The sequence below is a fragment of the Paenibacillus sp. FSL H3-0310 genome (assembly GCF_038002785.1).
Lineage (GTDB): Bacteria > Bacillota > Bacilli > Paenibacillales > Paenibacillaceae > Paenibacillus_AQ > Paenibacillus_AQ odorifer.
On record NZ_JBBODC010000001.1, the window covers coordinates 4267363 to 4285300 of the forward strand.

The following is a 17938-nucleotide window of genomic DNA, read 5'->3' on the forward strand; positions in this document are numbered from 1 at the left end:
CTCCTTTTTTTCACTATCCACGTTGTATATGTATGCTAATTTTCCTGTGGGTGTGCTGACGGTAGTCCTATGCCTAGTATAAAATGCAGTATAATAGTCCCTATTCCAGTAGTCCTGGGTATATGAATATTGCATGTTTAATGTTATAGTTAATTACATTCCTGTAACCATTCAGAGATGTTCTAAACGAAAAGCTGGGGGATTTATGGACGAGAAACTACAACGCACAGACGGCAATTATTTATTTAACGTCGACATCCTGATTAATGCCCGTACCAACCCGCTTGCACTGCAATTTCTGCTCGAAATGTTGAACAATAATGACCATATCACAGATTTCAACATTAACTCCGGTCTTGAATTAGGGAGAACCATTGACAGCTTGCTACGCTCCGCTAAACTAGCTTTGAATCAAAACTCTGCTCCTCCCATTTCATTAAAGCTGCCTCCAAAATCTACGAAGAAGCAGCTGGATACACCGATAAAAAAACAGGCAGAAACGCCTGCACAGCAAACGGCCATTGAGACGCCAGCTGATGCATACGGGAAGATTCGTCAGTATATTCAGAATAATCAATTGGTACGTTTACGAGCGAACCGGTACGGGAAACAAGTGTCCATGCCCTGTCGTATTTTAAACTTTGATGAAGCAGCCAACTCTATAAGTGTCTACCATGTGGATGAGAAGCAGGTGTACAGCTTTAATCTAAATGAAATCGACGAGTTTCTGTAAGCGCATGCGTTACAAGCAAATAAGCACCCTCCCTCATTGGGGAACAGGTGCTTATTGGTCTTTCTTTTTTTTAACAACTAAGACGACGTTTTACGTGAAAATCCCTCTATCGCAAGGCATAACCAGCCAATTATAAAGCATACCCCACCGATAGGTGTAATCGCTCCTAGCACCTTAATTCCGGAGATACTCAGAACATACAAACTGCCAGAGAACAAAATGGTACCTGCAATTAACAATCGGCCCGCCCAACGTAATCGGACACTTTCGCCCCATTGGCCCACAGCCAGTGCGATGAGAATTACCCCCAGCGCATGTACCAAGTGATACTGCACACCAGTCTCATATACCTTCATATAGTCTTCACTGATCACTGGTTTTAGTAGATGGGCACCGAAAGCACCAATTCCTACTGCCAGCATTGCTAGCACAGCCCCCCAGGCCATAAATTTCCGTTGCAAATGATTACACCCCCTTAATTTTAGACTCATTCTATCATAACGTAATGCCCGTTCCTATTTCCAGCAGTCATTTTTTATTTTGCCTCATTCAGGGGTTGCTTTTTTAGCATCAATATGAAAAAGTGGATATTAACAACATTTTCATTCTAATCTCTCAAGGAGTGCAAACCATGGACTTAAATTCTCTGTCAAAATCAGACGTACCTGCGGCAGAGGTGGGAAATCCCAATCCTCATCCGGATTACCCAAGCGCTGATTTATCATCTACGCATCAAAAAGTAGAACATGATCTTCAACATTCTGGACCTGGTATTGCTTCGTTCATTATCTGTCTCGTGTCGATCATCGGCTATGCAGCCATCTTTATCTCTATTATAATGAAGTCTTCTTCATTGGTTAATGAGAATTCCGAACTATTAAGCCAGTCCTCGCAATTCATAATGCTTCTAGGATTAACGGTTATTATTCTGGCTGCTCTTAATGTAATCGGTGTAGTCATCGGCATCATTGGGCTTTCCATTCGGAAACGTCGCAAGGTGTTTGGCATTATTGGCACGATAGTCAATGGTGTTATTATCTTACTCTTTATGCTGCTTATTACAACCTTCCTAGTCAATGCTGGAACGCTTTAAGCTTCTTTTAAAAATGCTAACTTCATTAAAAAGGGTATCCCAACAACTTTGAGCGAGTTGTGGGGATACCTTTATTTATGTATGAATCTAAAATCTGCATTGGGGAGTCCTCATCTTCATCTGCGGCTCACGGACTCAAATGACGTTATTTACGTTTTTTTCGCCTTTGGAGCATAGTTTCGGACCCCAGTGACGCTATTGCATCGAAAAAGGATCCTATTGGGCGGTTTTTATGGCAATAGCTGCTATGGGGTCCGATAGCGACTCAAAAGTGGGGAAAAGCTGCGTTTTAGGGCTGCTGGGTCCGATAATAATGATTGCGATGATACTAATTCCGATGATGATAATTCCGATAATGCTGGATCCTATCCCTCATCCGCGGCTTGCGGACTCAAATGACGTTATTTACGTTTTTTTCGCCTTTGGAGCACAGTTTCGGACCCCAGTGACGCTATTGCATCGAAAAAGGATCCTATTGGGCGGTTTTTATGGCAATAGCTGCTATGGGGTCCGATAGCGAATCAAAAGTGGGGAAAAGCTGCGTTTAAGGGCTGCTGGGTCCGATAATGCTGGATCCTATCCCTCATCCGCGGCTCACGGACTCAGATGACGTTATTTACGTTTTTTTCGCCTTTGGAGCACAGTTTCGGACCCCAGTGACGCTATTGCATGGAAAAAGGATCATATTGAGCGATTTTCATAGAAATAACTGCTATGGGGTCCGATAGCGAATTAAATGTAGGGAAAAGCTGCGTTTAAGGGCTGCTGAGTCCAATATAGGTGCTACTAGTTCCGTTAGTGGTGCTGCTAGTTCCAATAGTGTGGCTCCTAATCCATAATGGTGTAGGTATGCGGACTGTGATCGATCAAACAAAGTTTAGTGTTTTGAGCAAGAACTATGCTTAAAAAATACGAGGGTGTCCCAGCAACCACTATATGATTGCTGAGACACCCTCTATTTACAAATCAATACCTTCAATTATTTTGCTAGAGCCAGCTTTGTCAGCACACGTTGCTTGACGGACGGATCGCCCTCCACTGCTTTTTCCACGTATTCAATAACTACGGAATCATCTGAATTCAAAGTATCAAGTATACTCTCCATTCCAGCTGAAATCTCAAAAGCGGTTGGGCCTTCTTTTGTCGCAATCTCAACGGAATGACTATCTATTTGTCCGATATAAACGGCCGTCATTTTTATTGTTTTACCTTCTGCTTTTGGAGTAGAACTAGGTTTAGCTGTGCTCGGATTTTCGGTTGGTGTGGCTGTACTTGGGTTCTCAGTGGGTACGGGAGTGCTTGGAGCTTCAGTAGGCTCAGCAGTGCTTGCGCTCTCGGTTGGAGTTGGAGAAGGTGTTGCAGTCGGTTCTCCTGAAGTCTGTGCCGAATTATTCCCACCGCAAGCGGTTAAGGCAAATGTTAAGGCAGCAATCGCTGCTATGGCGGGTAATGAACGTTGTTTTTTCATGTTGAGTGCCTCCTCTATGTGGCGATTATTTTCAAAGTCATCTTCATAAGTATACTCTTATAACGTTAACCACTCTATGAAAGTTTCATATGAAGTAATTTTAGATAACTTCCAGCCTCTATTAGGCATCCGTCGGATGCAGGCTACAGCGGTATTAATACAATAGTGTGAGCCTGATTTATCCCAAAGGAGTGAGCCCCTTGAAAATCGATATCGGCTGTGGATCTAATAAGGAAGCAGGTTATCTCGGGATCGATCGGATCGCGGGTCCTGTTGTAGATATTGTCTGTGATATTTGCCAAGAGATTCCTCTCCCTGACAATAGCGCTGAGTTTGTTATGGCTAGCCGTGTACTGCCTTATGTGGACAATTTATTCGCAGCCATGGCGGAAATTCACAGAATTAGCATCCATAAAGCAGTTGTTTGCATTCTAGCACCCTATGCCCACAGCTTTGCCCATATGTCCAATCCTTCCTTTAAGCAGAAGTTTGACGAATATACCCCCCGGCATTTTACAGGATCCTTCTTCCAACCCCCATCCGGTCCAGTATGCCCAGCTATTCCAGACTACCCTGTACCCGCACCACCCTTCGATTATCGGTTGCTGCGGATGGAGTTATTCTATCAACACCCTTATGAAGATCCGCTTTACGAAACTGAAGAACTAGAAATACTAAAGACCCTTCAAGCAAATGTAGTGCATGAAATCATGTACCATTTTGTCGTAGTCAAGCACAATATCACTGATCAAGAGCTGGAGCTGATGAGCAGAAGTCATTATCCTGAACCTCATGTTCTTGTCGAACGAAGACTTAAATCACAAAACAGACATTTTTTTCTATAATTTTAAGATGGGACATACACTAATACCCATTTTGTATCATAGGCTAACATACAGGTATTAACTGTGCCGTCCTAACTATAGGACGGTTCACTTTTGGCCAAAATCAACCTCGAAGGAGGTGAGAATCATTCCACTAGTCGTACGGGCAACGATCAATGCGACCGGTGCTATCACATTTACCGGCAACACGCTTGGACTTAGCCGCTCCGATACGATCGGAGTGCCAGGGACACTAGACAGCATCGGTGGCTTTACTACTGTTAATACTTCATCGACATTTGGTTCCTATCCTAGCGGAACTACTAGTCTTTATACAAGCAACAGTTCAGCAGCCATACTGGTCCTACCATCTGGCAGCACAGTGCTGTATGCAGAACTGATATGGGGCGGTACCTATATTAACGGAACCGTTAACCTCAGTTCGGCCATTAACAATCCTGTCTCCCTAATAACTCCTGCTGGCACTACATTCAGCGTTACTCCCGATTCAGCAACGAGCAACGTAGTCGATTTGGGAGGTGGTGCATCAGCATATGTTCGTTCCGCCAACGTGACCAGCATTATCCAACAAGGCGGCGCCGGCACCTACACCACTGGCGGTGTAGTGGGTACGATTGTTATCCCTAGTGATTCCACGGCCAACCATGCTGGCTGGACATTAGGCGTAATCTACCAAAATACAGCCTTACCTTTTCGCAATATGTCCCTACGGGCAGGTGCAATACTTGTACAGGCAACCTCAGCCCCAGTTTCAACTACGATCACAGGCTTCGCAACACCAATTACAGGTGCGCTTGGCGGCAGAGCGTTATTCAGCGCACAGGAGGGGGATGCCAACCGTTCGGGGGATCAAGCGTTGTTTGGTCCAACCTCGGCTACACTTGTTGCTTTATCGGGACCTAATAACTTTGCCAACAACTTTTTTGCGTCACAGATTAACAATGATGCAGGTAATCTAAACACAACAGGTACCTTTGGAAACCGCAATCAAATAAACGGAAACCCAGGGACCAACATTATCGGCGGCCGTCAAGGCTGGGATATTACCAATGTTGACGTCTCCGCACGGCTGATAAACAATCAATCTTCAGCCGTATTACAATTAACCACCTCAGGCGATGCTTATGTACTCAACGGTAATGCCATACAGGTTGATATCAATGCTCCTAAAATAAACCTCACTAAAAGCGCTAATGTAGCCGGCCCCATAGTCGGTGATACGGTAACTTATACGGTGACTGTCAGTAATACAGGAACAGCGGGAGCAGCAAGTGTCGTTTTATCAGATGCGCTGCCGGCAGGATCCACTTTTGTAACTGGAAGCGTAGTCGTTGCTGGCGTCGTAAGGCCTACTTTTGATATTACAGCAGGAATCCCATTAGGCTCATTAGCTTTAAGCAGTTCAATAACGGTTACATATCAAGCCAAAGTCACTTCATTGCCGCCAAGTCCACAAAATATCGCAAATACTGCCAACGCTGCCTTTACGTTTCAAAGTGTAGCCGGAGGCCCTATCATGACGGGGGTCATTCCATCTAATACAGTAACCTTACCTGTATATTCACCCGTCCTTAACATTGTGAAATCAGCCAGTACCGCCAATGCTACGGTTGGAGATCAGATCACCTATACTCTTCAAATCACGAACACAGGAAATATCGGCGCGTTAACAACACTTACGGATAACATTCCCTCAGGCAGCTCTTACGTCGCAGGCAGCTTCACCGTCAATGGAAATCCTGTCGCTGGTAACCCTGCCACGGGGATTGCTATCGGTACGGTTCCAGCCGGTGGCAGTTCTACTGTTCAATTTCGGGTCATCGTGAATAGTCTTCCCTCACCGCCGCAGTTGGTTGACCAAGCAAGCGCCGCTTATACGTTTCAAGTTCCAGATGGGCGAACGGTAGCTGGTTCTGCCTCGTCCAACACTTTGTCTATTCCCGTTACAACACCCAATGTTACCGTAGTCAAAAGCGCTGGATTCACCGACGTAACTGTCGGAGATATACTGCTCTACACCTCAGTAATCAGTAACAACGGAATTGCAGCAGTTACCAACGTTTCACTCTCAGATACCATACCTGCGGGTACATCGCTGGTTCCCGGAAGTGTCACCGTCGCCGGTGTATCACAACCCTCAGCTAATCCTGGAACAGGGATTGCTGTCGGTACCATCGCTCCAGGAAGCTCCGTCGCCGTCACTTTTCAAGTCAACGTTATCTCATTACCAAGTCCCGCTCAGCTATTGAATAAATCTAGTGCCTCTTTTAGCTCGGGTGCTTTTACTGGCATTTCAGTCTCAAACACGACTACAACTCCCGTGTATCAGCCTGTAATCCAAATTGCAAAAAGCTCGAACGTTTCCAGTGCAACTGTAGGTGGCAATATTCTTTATACGTTAAATGTTCAGAATTCAGGGAATATCGGGGCGGCTGTAACCCTGAGCGACAATATTCCTTCAGGAAGCACCTTTGTCTCGGGAAGTGTAACTGTTAACGGTGTTGCTAGACCTGCTGACTCTCCACTTACAGGAATTAACTTAGGCACTTTAGCTTCAGGGGCAGCTGTTCCTGTGACCTTTCTTGTCTCTGTACAATCTCTGCCTGCTCCACCTGTTCTGAATAATCAAGGCAATAGCAATTACACCTACCAACTGCCAAGTGGAAGATCATTCTCCGGGACCAGTCTATCCAATACCCTAACCATTCCGGTCTCCGCTCCAAACATTACACTAACCAAAACTGCAAATCTAACTAATGTAGCGGTTGGAGAAAATCTTACTTATTCAGTCATAGTGTCCAACCCAAGCAGCGTCACTGTTACTAACGTTGTTGTCTCTGACCCTATTCCTACGGGGGGAGCTTTTGTAGCAGGCAGTGTGACTGTCAACGGTTCGACGGTTGCAGCGGCTAACCCAAGTACAGGTATAGCAATCGGAAGTATCGCCGCGGGCAGCTCTGTCACGGTGTCTTTTAGAGTGAATGTTGCTTCCTTGCCAAGTCCAGCACAGTTTACAAACAGAGCCAGCGCCTCCTTCACCTCTGGGGCGTTCACCGGTTCTTCGCTCTCAAACACGATAGTAACACCTGTATTTCAGCCCATCCTTAGTATGGTCAAAAGCGCCAATGCAGCCCAGGCATCTGTAGGGGGATCTCTCTCATACTCCATCCTGATCAGCAACACCGGGAATATTGCAGCTACTCTATTAGTAACTGATATCCTGCCACCCCAAGCCGTGTTTGACACGAATAGTGTCATTATTGGAGGAACACCTTTGCCCGGATATAATCCGGCAACTGGCATTCCAGTTGGACCGCTCGCTCCTGGTGATAGTGTCACCGTAAGTTTTCTGGTCACAATCACAGCCCTGCCTCCATCACAAGTATTGCTGAACTCTGCTTCAGCGACATATAATTTCACCCTTCCAGACGGGCGTCAGCTCGGTGGAAATGTAGTGTCCAATACGCTCTCTGTCCCAGTGTCCGCCCCTAACGTCAGTGTTGTAAAAAGCGTAAACGCTGCTACTGCTGTTACTGGTGATATCCTTACCTTTACCTCTGTATTGACCAACAACAGTATTGCAACAGTAAGCAATATCATTCTCAGCGATCCTCTGCCTGAGAATGTCGCTTTTATTCCCGGAACCGTAATTGTAAGTGGCACTACCCTGCCGCTAGCAGTTCCGTCCGCCGGCATTCCAATCGGTAGTTTGAGCCCTGGCGCCACAGCTACCGTAACATTCGAGGTGAGGATAACGATGCCGATACCATCACAGATTAACAATCAGTCGTCTGTCAGTTTTACATCCGGTGTATTCTCCGGTTCTTCTTCATCTAATATCACAACTACACCAGTTATTCAGCCCCAAATCTCCTTATTAAAAAGTGCCGCTGATGGAGACGGCGATTTCGATGCTTTAGTTGTCGGTGATTCTGTCATCTACACAGTGCTTGTTAGCAACACAGGTAATCTGGCTGCAAATCTTACGCTAACTGATAACATTCCAGCAGGTACAGTTTTTGTTCCTAATAGTGTCATTGTAGGTGGCATGCCTCAACCCGGATCAGCCCCTGATACAGGGATAGCTGTAGGAAATGTCGCTCCTGGTGCCAGTATTGCAGTCAGCTTCACCGTTGATATCATCTCCCTGCCAACACCTCAGCAGATTAGTAATCAGGCTTCTGCAAGCTTTACCTTTACTCCGCCTGACGGTAGACCGTTATCTGGGACTGCGGTGTCTAACACTGTAACTTTACAAGTCTCTGCTCCTAACATTGTCGTTACCAAGAGCACTACTTCAACATCAGTTGCTGTTGGTGAAACGGTCACTTACAACGTCAATATAACTAATAATGGTATAGAATCTGTTACTAGCGTCTTACTCAATGATCCTACACCGGTAGGGAGTACTTTTGTAACAGGCAGCGTGTCTGTCAACGGAGTTCCATTCCCGAACTTGAATCCTGCTTCGGGGATATCTATCGGCACTCTAGCAGCCGGTGCATCAGCGCTGGTTACTTACAGTGTTACTGTTACCTCCGTCCCTCCTACAGCTTCACTCATCAATCAGGCATCTGTTACCTTCACTTCAGGTGTTATTTCAAGCTCCACTTTTTCTAATACCGTTACTGTCCCTGTGTTCCAGCCGAACATTGCCGTAGTCAAGAGTGCTAGTACAGCCAATGCCACGGTTGGCGATGCCGTTAGCTACACACTGACAGTGAGTAACACAGGAAACTATGCTGCTAATTTAACATTGACGGATAATATTCCCGCAGGTACGGCTTTTGTTCCGAATAGTGTGCTCATCAATGGACTCCCATTAGCGCAAGCGGATCCTTCCACCGGAATTGCAGCTGGAATAATACAGCCTGGAGGAACGACCGTAGTCATTTTCACGGTTGACATCACTTCATTGCCTAGTCCTCAGCAACTGGTCAATCAAGGAACCGCAGCATACAGCTTCACCTTACCCGACGGACGTACACTTAATGGGTCTGCACTCTCTAACACCGTCACTATTCCGGTCTCCTCACCTAATATTGCTGTAGTTAAAACTACAACCACAACATCAACTACAGTCGGTGACACTATTACTTATTCCATAGCTTTAACTAATAACGGGATTGCCACTGTAAATAATGTGGTCTTCACAGACGCCCTTCCTGCCGGCACCACCTTTGTGACAGGCAGCGTGCTTGTGGACGGTGTGCCTCGCACAGGAGTTAGCCCAGCTACTGGAGTGACCCTAGGCAGCATAGCACCCGGTGTAACCGTAACTGTTGCTTTTACCGTAAATGTAGTTTCACTGCCGCCTACTGGATTGTTAAATAATCAGTCAACAGTCAGCTTCACCTCAGGTGTTGTCTCAAATGTAGCCTTCTCAAATATCGTCACGACGCCTGTCTATCTGCCTATCCTTGCAGCAGCAAAAAGCTCCAATTCAGTCAATGCTACCGTTGGGGATACGATTACTTATACTATAAATGTGACCAACACAGGTAACTACGGAGCTTTAGCAACCCTGAGTGACACCATTCCAGCGGGTACAACGTTTATTCCAAATAGTGTACTCATTCAAGGCGCTCCTGCTCCAGGAGCAGACCCAGCTGCCGGGATCCCACTGGGGGTAATCTCCGCGAATGGAAGCCTGTCTGTAATGTTCTCAGTGCTTATCACAACATTGCCGGCAAGCCAACAGCTGCTCAATCAAGCTTCCGTCACGTTTGCATACACACTTCCAGATGGACGGACATTTAACAATTCGATCAATTCCAATACAACAACAATCTCAGTATCCTCACCGAACGTTATCGTCACTAAATCTTCGACAGCTACCGATGCCGTTGTTGGCGATACCATCACTTATAACCTCACTGTTACCAATAGTGGAATAGCAAATATCAGTAACGTTAACCTCAGTGATCCAATACCTGCAGGCTCTAGCTTTGTCGCTGGCAGTGTGACCGTAGATGGCACTCCACGCCCTAGCGCCAACCCAGCGAACGGGATCTCGCTCGGTACACTTGCACCGGGAGCATCTTTCCAAGTCTCGTTCAACACGATTGTCAATGTGCTGCCTAATCCTGCAACGCTTAGTAATCAAGCTTCCGTCAGTTTCACCTCCGGCGCATTCTCAGGATCTTCATTCTCAAATACACTTGTTATTCCGGTATATCAACCTATCATTGTAGTTGTCAAAGGGGCGGACAGAACCGCCGCAACTGTCGGAGATACGATTACTTACTCCTTAAATGTGACGAATACTGGTAACCTCATAGCAAATGTAGTTATTACCGATACCATTCCGAACGGAGCTGTCTTTGTTCCAAACAGCGTGCTCGTGAATGGGGTACCACAACCAGGATCAGATCCGGCTACTGGCTTAAGTATTGGGTCGGTAGCTCCGGGAAGTACAGTAACAGTAACGATTACCTTACAGGTTACTATTGCGTCCCTGCCTTCACCGCAGCAATTGGTCAATCAAGCTACAGCAAATTTCACATTCACACCACCAGATGGACGTTCACTCACGGGATCCTCTGTCTCAAATGTCCTAATTATCCCTGTATCTTCACCTGACGTAAGTGTGGTTAAGAGCACTACTTCTATTGATGCGGTTGTTGGCGATATCATCACCTATACGATTGTTGTCACCAATTTAGGGATTGCACCAGTTAATAATGTCATCATGGTTGACCCTATTCCAGCTGGCAGCCAGTTCGTAACGGGAAGCATTACCGTAGATGGAGCCCCACGTCCTAGTGGCAGTCCGGCTTCGGGAATCGCAATTGGTACAATTGCTGCAGGTGCTTCTTCAACCATTACCTTCCAGGTTCAGGTAGTAGCGTTATGATTCCCGGCTCACGTACCCAACCTGTCGTAACCAATCAGTCCATGGTACTCTTCAACTCGGCAGCGGGTGTTGACGGAATTGTCTATTCCAATACCGTTAACACCCCGGTCGTGGGCCCCGTGCTTTCATTGCTGAAGAGTACAGATAAACTCCACGCCTCTTTAGGCGACACTTTGGTGTATACCATTACAGCCAGTAATAATGGAAATACAGATGCTTTTTTGACGGTGTTTGACATTCTTCCAGAAGGTGTATCCTTTATTTCCAACAGTGTGCTCAGAGACGGTGTGCCTCTTCCGGGGGCTACACCGTCTTCAGGCATCCCCCTTGGTTCTATTGCACCGCAGAATCAAGTGAGCATCGCCTTTCAAGTCGTCATCATTTCCCTGCCGTCTTCCCTAGTGCTGCAAAATAAAGCGCTAGGCCGTTTTTCTTTTTCCACACCGGAGGGAAGAATCGTTAAAGGTGATCTATTTTCAAATTCCGTACAGGTTTCTTTACGCTCCTACCAGCTCTCGACCTCCTTGTCTGCAAGTACTCCGACTTCTTTTATAGGGGATGTAGTCACTTACACCTTGCGGCTTACAAATGAAGGCAACAGCCTTTTAACTCAAATCAACGCAATAATTTCTATTCCGGACGGGGCGGTGTTTATACCGGGGAGTGTCATTGCAGGTGGGATTTATTACCCAGAATCAGACCCGGCACAGGGGATATTACTCGGTTCGCTGGACACAGACCTAAGCGTTGATATTACTTTTCGTGTCCGAGTAACAGAGTTTTCTCCCTCGTTGGCCTTAACCAACAGCGCGGTTGTCACCTATGCAGTCGATGAGCATACAATTACGACCGAAAGTAACACTGCGGTTGTCTCACTTGTCCAAGCGGGGGTCAACATTAGTAAAAAAGTGGATCATGTTACAGCAGCTCCGGGCGATAATTTGAGATATGAGCTTACCGTAACGAACAACGGGAATCTGGCTGTAAATGCAGTCCTAACAGATGCTATACCTTCAGGTACTCTTTTCGTATGGGATAGTGTTCTCTTAAATGGAGTGTTGCAAAAAGGTGCACGACCAGCGGAAGGCATCCAGTTAGGTACTTTAAGAGGCGGAACTACAGCAGTTGTAATTTTTCAAGTGAGTATACCTGCAGCCATTAACATTCATGAAATCGCAGCCGTACAAAACCATGGTAGTGTTCAGTATACCTTTGTGCTTCCAGACGGACGGACCGTACGGCAAACCTCTCGTTCCAATACAGTTACCACCCTAGTAGTCACACCTGTCATTTCACTCGTAGTCCATGCAAAACCAACTATCGTAGAAGCAGGAGAGCGAGTCCAATGCTGGATCTCACTAACCAATAGCGGAAATTGGCCTGCGGAAATATCTCTGAATCGGCTAACCCCGGAAAAATGTTTTCTTGATCCCAACAGCATTGTGATTGATGGAGTTCCGAATCCACAATCTTCATTTGCCGGCACCTTGCCGCTGGGGATAGTTAATGCTGCATCTATGGTTAACATTCATTATTTTGTCCAGGTGAGTGAACAGGTAATGGGTCGTTTCCTTAAGGGATCCGTAAATGCTCAATTCTCTTTCAATATGGATGGACGTAACTACTCTGGCGAAAGCCAATCTAACAGCTATGTGCTGACCGTAGATGAGATCAGTGAATAAGAAATCACATATCCCTCATCCCCATGAATATACTTTAGTTACAACCCCAAAACATCCCCACAAAGTGAGGCTTTGCTTTCTATGCGTACTCAGGTACTTTGCGGGGGATCCAAATATATACTTTGCAAAAAATTCCCTCAATCAACATTCATATTCCATGGGAGGTGGTCATCCTGTCGCAATCATCCGGTCCCTTTTCCTTCGTAGTCTCAAAAGAAGACTGGTCCCTTCATCGTAAAGGTCATCAGGATCAGGAACGCCATCAGCAAAAGGTCAGAGAAGCCATCAAGGATAATTTGCCTGACCTCGTTACCGAAGAAAATATTATTTTGTCAGGCGGTAAGCAGATTGTGAAGGTTCCGATTCGCAGTCTGGATGAATACCGGATTATTTATAACTTCCGTAAACAGAAGCATGTAGGACAGGGGGACGGGGAAAGTCAGGTCGGCGATGTGCTTGGGCGCGATTCACAATCGGCACAGCCCGGCAAAGGAGAAAAAGCAGGTGATCAGCCGGGCCAAGATACCGTGGAAGCAGAGGTCAATCTGGAAGATCTGGAGGACATTCTGTTTCAGGATATGGAATTGCCTCATCTGAAGCCTAAGAATAAAGAAGAGATCGAGGTCAAATCCATAATTTTTAACGATATTCGTAAAAAAGGGATGATGTCCAACATCGATAAAAAACGTACGCTGCTGGAAAATCTTCGACGCAATGCAAGCAGCGGAAATCCCGGCATTCACAGTATCAGCCCAGATGATCTGCGCTACAAAACATGGGATGATATTAGAACACCTCATTCCAATGCGGTCATTATTGCGATGATGGATACGTCAGGTTCGATGGGTTCATTTGAAAAATACTGCGCCCGCAGCTTCTTCTTCTGGATGACCCGTTTTCTGCGCCGCCAGTATGAGAAGGTAGAGATTGTTTTTCTCGCCCACCATACGGAGGCTAAGGAAGTCAGTGAGCATGATTTCTTCACCCGTGGCGAAAGCGGGGGAACGATTTGTTCCTCGGCATATCAACGAGCGATTGAAATTATCGATAGCCGCTACCCGCCTGCGCAGTACAATATTTATCCATTTCACTTCTCCGATGGTGATAATCTCACCTCCGACAACGAACGTTGCGTGAAACTGATCGGAGAACTGCTGAAACGAAGCAATATGTTCGGCTACGGTGAGGTGAACCAATACAATCGAAGCAGTACCTTGATGTCAGCTTATCGCCATCTGAAACATGAACAATTCATGCATTACGTCATTAAAGACAAAAAAGAAGTGTATCAGGCGCTGAAGACCTTCTTTAGTCCAAAGGGTACGGTTAATTCTTAATCCCCCACTCCAAAACGCGGGTATCCCAAAAGCCAAAAATGGCTGATGGGACATCCGCGTTTTTGGCGTTGCTCCTTCTTGAACAAAACAACAAACTTCGTAAATTGCGTCATCTAAGTTCGCAAGTATCGGGGGAGGGACGAATAGCGTCATCTGGGTCCATAAGATCGAGGGATGGACGAATAGCGTCATCTGGATCCGTAAGATCAGGGAATGGACAAAGTGCGTCATCTGGGTCCGTAAGATCGAGGGATGGACGAGTAGCGTCATCTGGGTCCGTAAGAACAGGGGATGCGTTCAGTATAGTATCTAGGGCAACTTTGGGATTACTGGGGGTTCGGCGCTTTCGGACACAGATGACCTTATACGTAGCTTTATCGCATATTTGACTTGCTATCGGACCCCATAGCCGCTATAGGCATGAAAAACACCAAAAACGTGCCTCATTCTGAGCAATAGCTGCACTGGAGTCCGATAATATGCTCCAATGGCGATAAATTTGCAAATAGGGTCATCTGGGTCCGTAAGATCGAGGGATGGGCGAATAGCATCATCTGGGTCCGTAAGTATCGGGGATGCGTCAGAATAGTATGTAGGGCAACTGGGGGATCGGCGCTTTCGGACACAGATGACCTTATACGTAGCTTTATCGCATATTTGGCTTGCTATCGGACCCCATAGCCGCTATAGGCATGAAAAACACCAAAAACGAGCCTCATTCTGAGCAATAGCTGCACTGGGGTCCGATAATACGCTCCAAAGGCGATAAATTGCTAAATAGCGTCATCTAGGTCCGCAAGTATCGGGGGATGGGCGAATAGCGTCATCTGGGTCCGCAAGTATCGGGGGATGGGCGAATAGCGTCATCTGGGTCCGCAAGTATCGGGGGTGGGCAAATTGCTCATCTGAGTCCGTAAGTATCGAGGAATGCGTCAGAATAGTATGTAGGGCAACTTTGGGATTACTGTAGCCCTCGGCGCTACGGTATAGATAAAAAAATAAGCCAGTGAAATTAAACTAACTTTCTTTTTTCAGTTACATAATAACTCCTACTATAAACCTAATTTCACAATTTGGATCGGTACCGATAAACTTGTACTCCCCACCCATGTCAGCTTGTTTTCGTAAGCTATGACTGCTGTTTTGTTTTTCCCCTCTTAGACTTCCATCCTAAAAAAACCTCCAATCCCAAACTCTGGAATGTGGAGGTTATTTATAGTTAAACAGCTTTCACGCTACAGCCTAATGAACCTTCTCTCTATCCTTGCCTTTATCAGACTCACCAGCATTTTTGTTCGCTGCTTCCCGGTCCTGCATCATCTCATCCACCGACTTCACCTTCAGGCGAGCAGCGCCTTCGTTGTTAGCGTTCGTTGGGATAAGCTCTCCTGAAGCCAAACGTTCCTTGGCTTTAGCAATAGCTTCGCTGTATTGAGGCAGCCACTGTTCCCCTGCGACGAGCATCTCATCGACCATCTGCCAGATTTCTTTTGGATTACATACGGCACCAACGAGTGGGTCCATCATAAATGCCTGACGTAACAGCTTATCATCGCCGTGTACAGCTGCTTCAACCGCCAGACGTTGCACTGAAATGCTCACGTTACATACGGCGGCAGGCCCAAGCGGCAATTCACCTACCAATGGCATGGAGATCCCGTTCCGGTCTACATATCCCGGTGCTTCGATAATGGCGTCCTCTGGTAAATTAGAGATTACGCCATTGTTCACTGTATTAAAGTGCCCCCGGTACACTCGTCCCGTTTCCAACCCTTCTATAATATAAGAGCCGTGCTCTTCCCCGCGATTCTCCTTCGTATACTCCAGTGCCGGGTCTTTCATCCAGTTTGGAAAATCGGTCTCGAACCAATTTCGACCTTCCGTGCAGACACGCAGATAACCACCAGTTTCTCCGTTAATCCAGCTCCCCAGATCGATCCAACCCATAATTTCATCACTGCGTTTACGGTACCATGGCACGTACTCACTTAAGTGTCCATTGGATTCTGTACTATAGTAGCCAAAGCGACGAAGCATATCGATGCGCACTTTTTCCGTACGGCTGAATTCCGGATGTTTCTCAAAAGCCTCTAAAAGACCTTCGGTCAGATCCTTCCCCTCATGACTTGCTGAAATATACCAGGTCTGGTGATTGATGCCCGCACAGATAATATCAACTTCGGATTTCTTAAGACCATACACATCTGCAATTTGCTGGTGCCCATGCTGTACACCATGACATAGACCGATGATCCGAACACCACCATATTTATTGCAGGCCCAGGTCAGCATAGCCATCGGATTCGAATAGTTAAGCAAAAGCACATCCGGTGCTGCCATCTCCCTGATATCACGGCAAATATTCAGCATCTCCGCAATTCCGCGTTGCCCGTACATGATGCCACCCGCACACAGAGTATCTCCCACACACTGATCGACTCCGTATTTTAAGGGAATGTCCACATCCGTAGCAAAGGCTTCAAGCCCACCCATCCGAATAGTACAAAATACGTACTTAGCATCCTTCAGTGCATCTCTGCGATCCGTTGTCGCCTGAATTTGTATATTTAAACCATTCTCCTTAATATCACGCTGGCATAGCTCCGTGACCATCTCCAGATTGTGGCTGTTAATATCCATAAATGAGACTTCGATATTTTTAAATTCCGGTACAGTTAGTAAGTCCCGCAACAATCCACGGGTAAATCCAATGCTGCCTGCCCCTATAAAAGACACTTTAAATGACATGGTTATCATCCTCCGGTAATGAATTGGTTGTTCCTGTCCATTGTAGCAAGGGACCTAAGGAAAGCGTAACCAATATCATGACCTCTTTTGAAAGAAGGTGTCAAAAATCCTAACCTATCTACTGAAAATCATGCTCTTCATAACTCCAGGCGTGACGCTCAATGGAATTGCGGAATTCTACAGGCGTGCAATCGGCGTATTTTTTAAAAAGAAGGTGAAAATATTGCCTGCTGCTAATTCCTACGTAATCTGCAATTTCAGCAATAGGGATGTCGCTCTGCCCAAGCAACATCTTCGCTTTCTCCATTCGCAGCATATTTAAGTAATCGCTGAGTGTCCGACCCGTATGGCTCTTAAAAATTCGATGCAAATATCCGGGATGCAGATTAACTGCGGCAGCGATGTCCTTAACCTGAATGTTCTGGTCATAGTTCTGATGCAGGAATTCGATGCTCCGGCGCACATAAAGCTGCGAGGGCTGTTGGCTGGTATGAAGCTGCTCTTGCCGAAGTCTGGATAATCGCAACAGAAGCTCACAAAATAATAAATCAACCATACTTCCCCCCTTCCCACCGCTCTGATCAAGCTCTAACACAAGTCCTTTTAGAACATGATAGATTTCCTCCGGATCAGGCATTACTAAACTGGAAAAAGGAAGCTGCAGCATTTCTGCGAGCGCCGCTTCTTCACGGGCTAGCTTGCCGACAGAGGGTGCAACCCCTCTATATTCCATGAAGCCAAATTCCACATTTAGCATCCGACATGGTGCTCCCTCTTCAACAATCAGCCTATGCGGAACATTCGCGTCTAGGATGATCAATTCTCCCCGCTTCAGCCGAACTCTCTCTTCTCCTCCTGAGCTTGGACGGACATCCACGATACAACTTCCTGAGATCAAATACATGATTTCCGTTGAATTATGCTGATGGTAAGACATATTGTAGTTATTCCACTGTTTATAATAGTAAGCAAAAAAATGAGGACTATAATCTCCCTCGATTAAAACCTGCTGAAAAAGACTCCCGCTAGGACTCAGACTTAAGTTCGTCAATGGATCACTACTTTCTTCATTTATTACTTAATACAAGTGTATCCCTTTAGCCACTTCGAAGACAAGATAACGTCCGATAGCAATCAAATCAACAAAAACGAGCAACTCTCCATTATATTGGAAAA

Annotated in this window: 10 protein-coding genes; 6 read left to right on the forward strand and 4 right to left on the reverse strand. The window is 46.1% G+C overall.

Annotated elements, in window-relative coordinates; genetic code table 11:
* The first annotated feature begins 205 nt into the window (after positions 1 to 205).
* Entirely contained in the window at positions 206 to 733 is a 528-nt protein-coding gene (locus MHH63_RS19440; RefSeq protein WP_036684355.1) for a hypothetical protein, read from the forward strand.
* A 77-nt stretch (positions 734 to 810) separates the two neighbouring features.
* Here the strand turns inward: MHH63_RS19440 and MHH63_RS19445 are convergent, their stop codons facing one another.
* Positions 811 to 1194 (reverse strand): DUF423 domain-containing protein, encoded by a 384-nt coding sequence (locus MHH63_RS19445; RefSeq protein WP_076124773.1) that lies wholly within the window; start codon positions 1192 to 1194, stop codon positions 811 to 813.
* Between the two features lie 170 nt (positions 1195 to 1364).
* On the opposite strand from MHH63_RS19445, the gene MHH63_RS19450 reads away from it, so the two are divergent.
* Positions 1365 to 1826 carry a hypothetical protein gene (locus MHH63_RS19450; RefSeq protein ID WP_076124771.1) on the forward strand — a complete coding sequence of 154 codons (462 nt, stop codon included), beginning with the start codon at positions 1365 to 1367 and terminating at the stop codon, positions 1824 to 1826.
* Positions 1827 to 2805: 979 nt separating this feature from the next.
* Here the strand turns inward: MHH63_RS19450 and MHH63_RS19455 are convergent.
* A complete protein-coding gene (locus MHH63_RS19455; RefSeq protein WP_036684361.1) occupies positions 2806 to 3294 on the reverse strand; it encodes a hypothetical protein in 489 nt (162 codons plus the stop codon).
* Between the two features lie 200 nt (positions 3295 to 3494).
* On the opposite strand from MHH63_RS19455, the gene MHH63_RS19460 reads away from it, so the two are divergent.
* From MHH63_RS19460 to yhbH, 4 genes are all read left to right on the forward strand, one after another.
* Positions 3495 to 4139, forward strand: coding sequence for a methyltransferase domain-containing protein (locus MHH63_RS19460; RefSeq protein ID WP_076126477.1), 645 nt, complete (start codon positions 3495 to 3497; stop codon positions 4137 to 4139).
* A 118-nt stretch (positions 4140 to 4257) separates the two neighbouring features.
* Positions 4258 to 10995 carry a DUF7507 domain-containing protein gene (locus MHH63_RS19465; RefSeq protein ID WP_341171974.1) on the forward strand — a complete coding sequence of 2246 codons (6738 nt, stop codon included), beginning with the start codon at positions 4258 to 4260 and terminating at the stop codon, positions 10993 to 10995.
* Positions 10992 to 12677, forward strand: coding sequence for a hypothetical protein (locus MHH63_RS19470; RefSeq protein WP_341171975.1), 1686 nt, complete (start codon positions 10992 to 10994; stop codon positions 12675 to 12677). The genes MHH63_RS19465 and MHH63_RS19470 overlap by 4 nt, the downstream gene beginning before the upstream one ends.
* A gap of 173 nt (positions 12678 to 12850) precedes the next feature.
* The gene (gene yhbH / locus MHH63_RS19475) at positions 12851 to 14014 is read left to right on the forward strand and encodes a sporulation protein YhbH (RefSeq protein WP_036684553.1); all 1164 of its coding nucleotides are present in this window, start codon (positions 12851 to 12853) and stop codon (positions 14012 to 14014) included.
* Positions 14015 to 15256: 1242 nt separating this feature from the next.
* Here yhbH and MHH63_RS19480 read toward each other — a convergent pair.
* Positions 15257 to 16762 carry an alpha-glucosidase/alpha-galactosidase gene (locus MHH63_RS19480; protein ID WP_341171976.1) on the reverse strand — a complete coding sequence of 502 codons (1506 nt, stop codon included), beginning with the start codon at positions 16760 to 16762 and terminating at the stop codon, positions 15257 to 15259.
* A 118-nt stretch (positions 16763 to 16880) separates the two neighbouring features.
* Positions 16881 to 17813 carry an AraC family transcriptional regulator gene (locus MHH63_RS19485; RefSeq protein WP_341171977.1) on the reverse strand — a complete coding sequence of 311 codons (933 nt, stop codon included), beginning with the start codon at positions 17811 to 17813 and terminating at the stop codon, positions 16881 to 16883.
* Between the last annotated feature and the right edge of the window lie 125 nt (positions 17814 to 17938).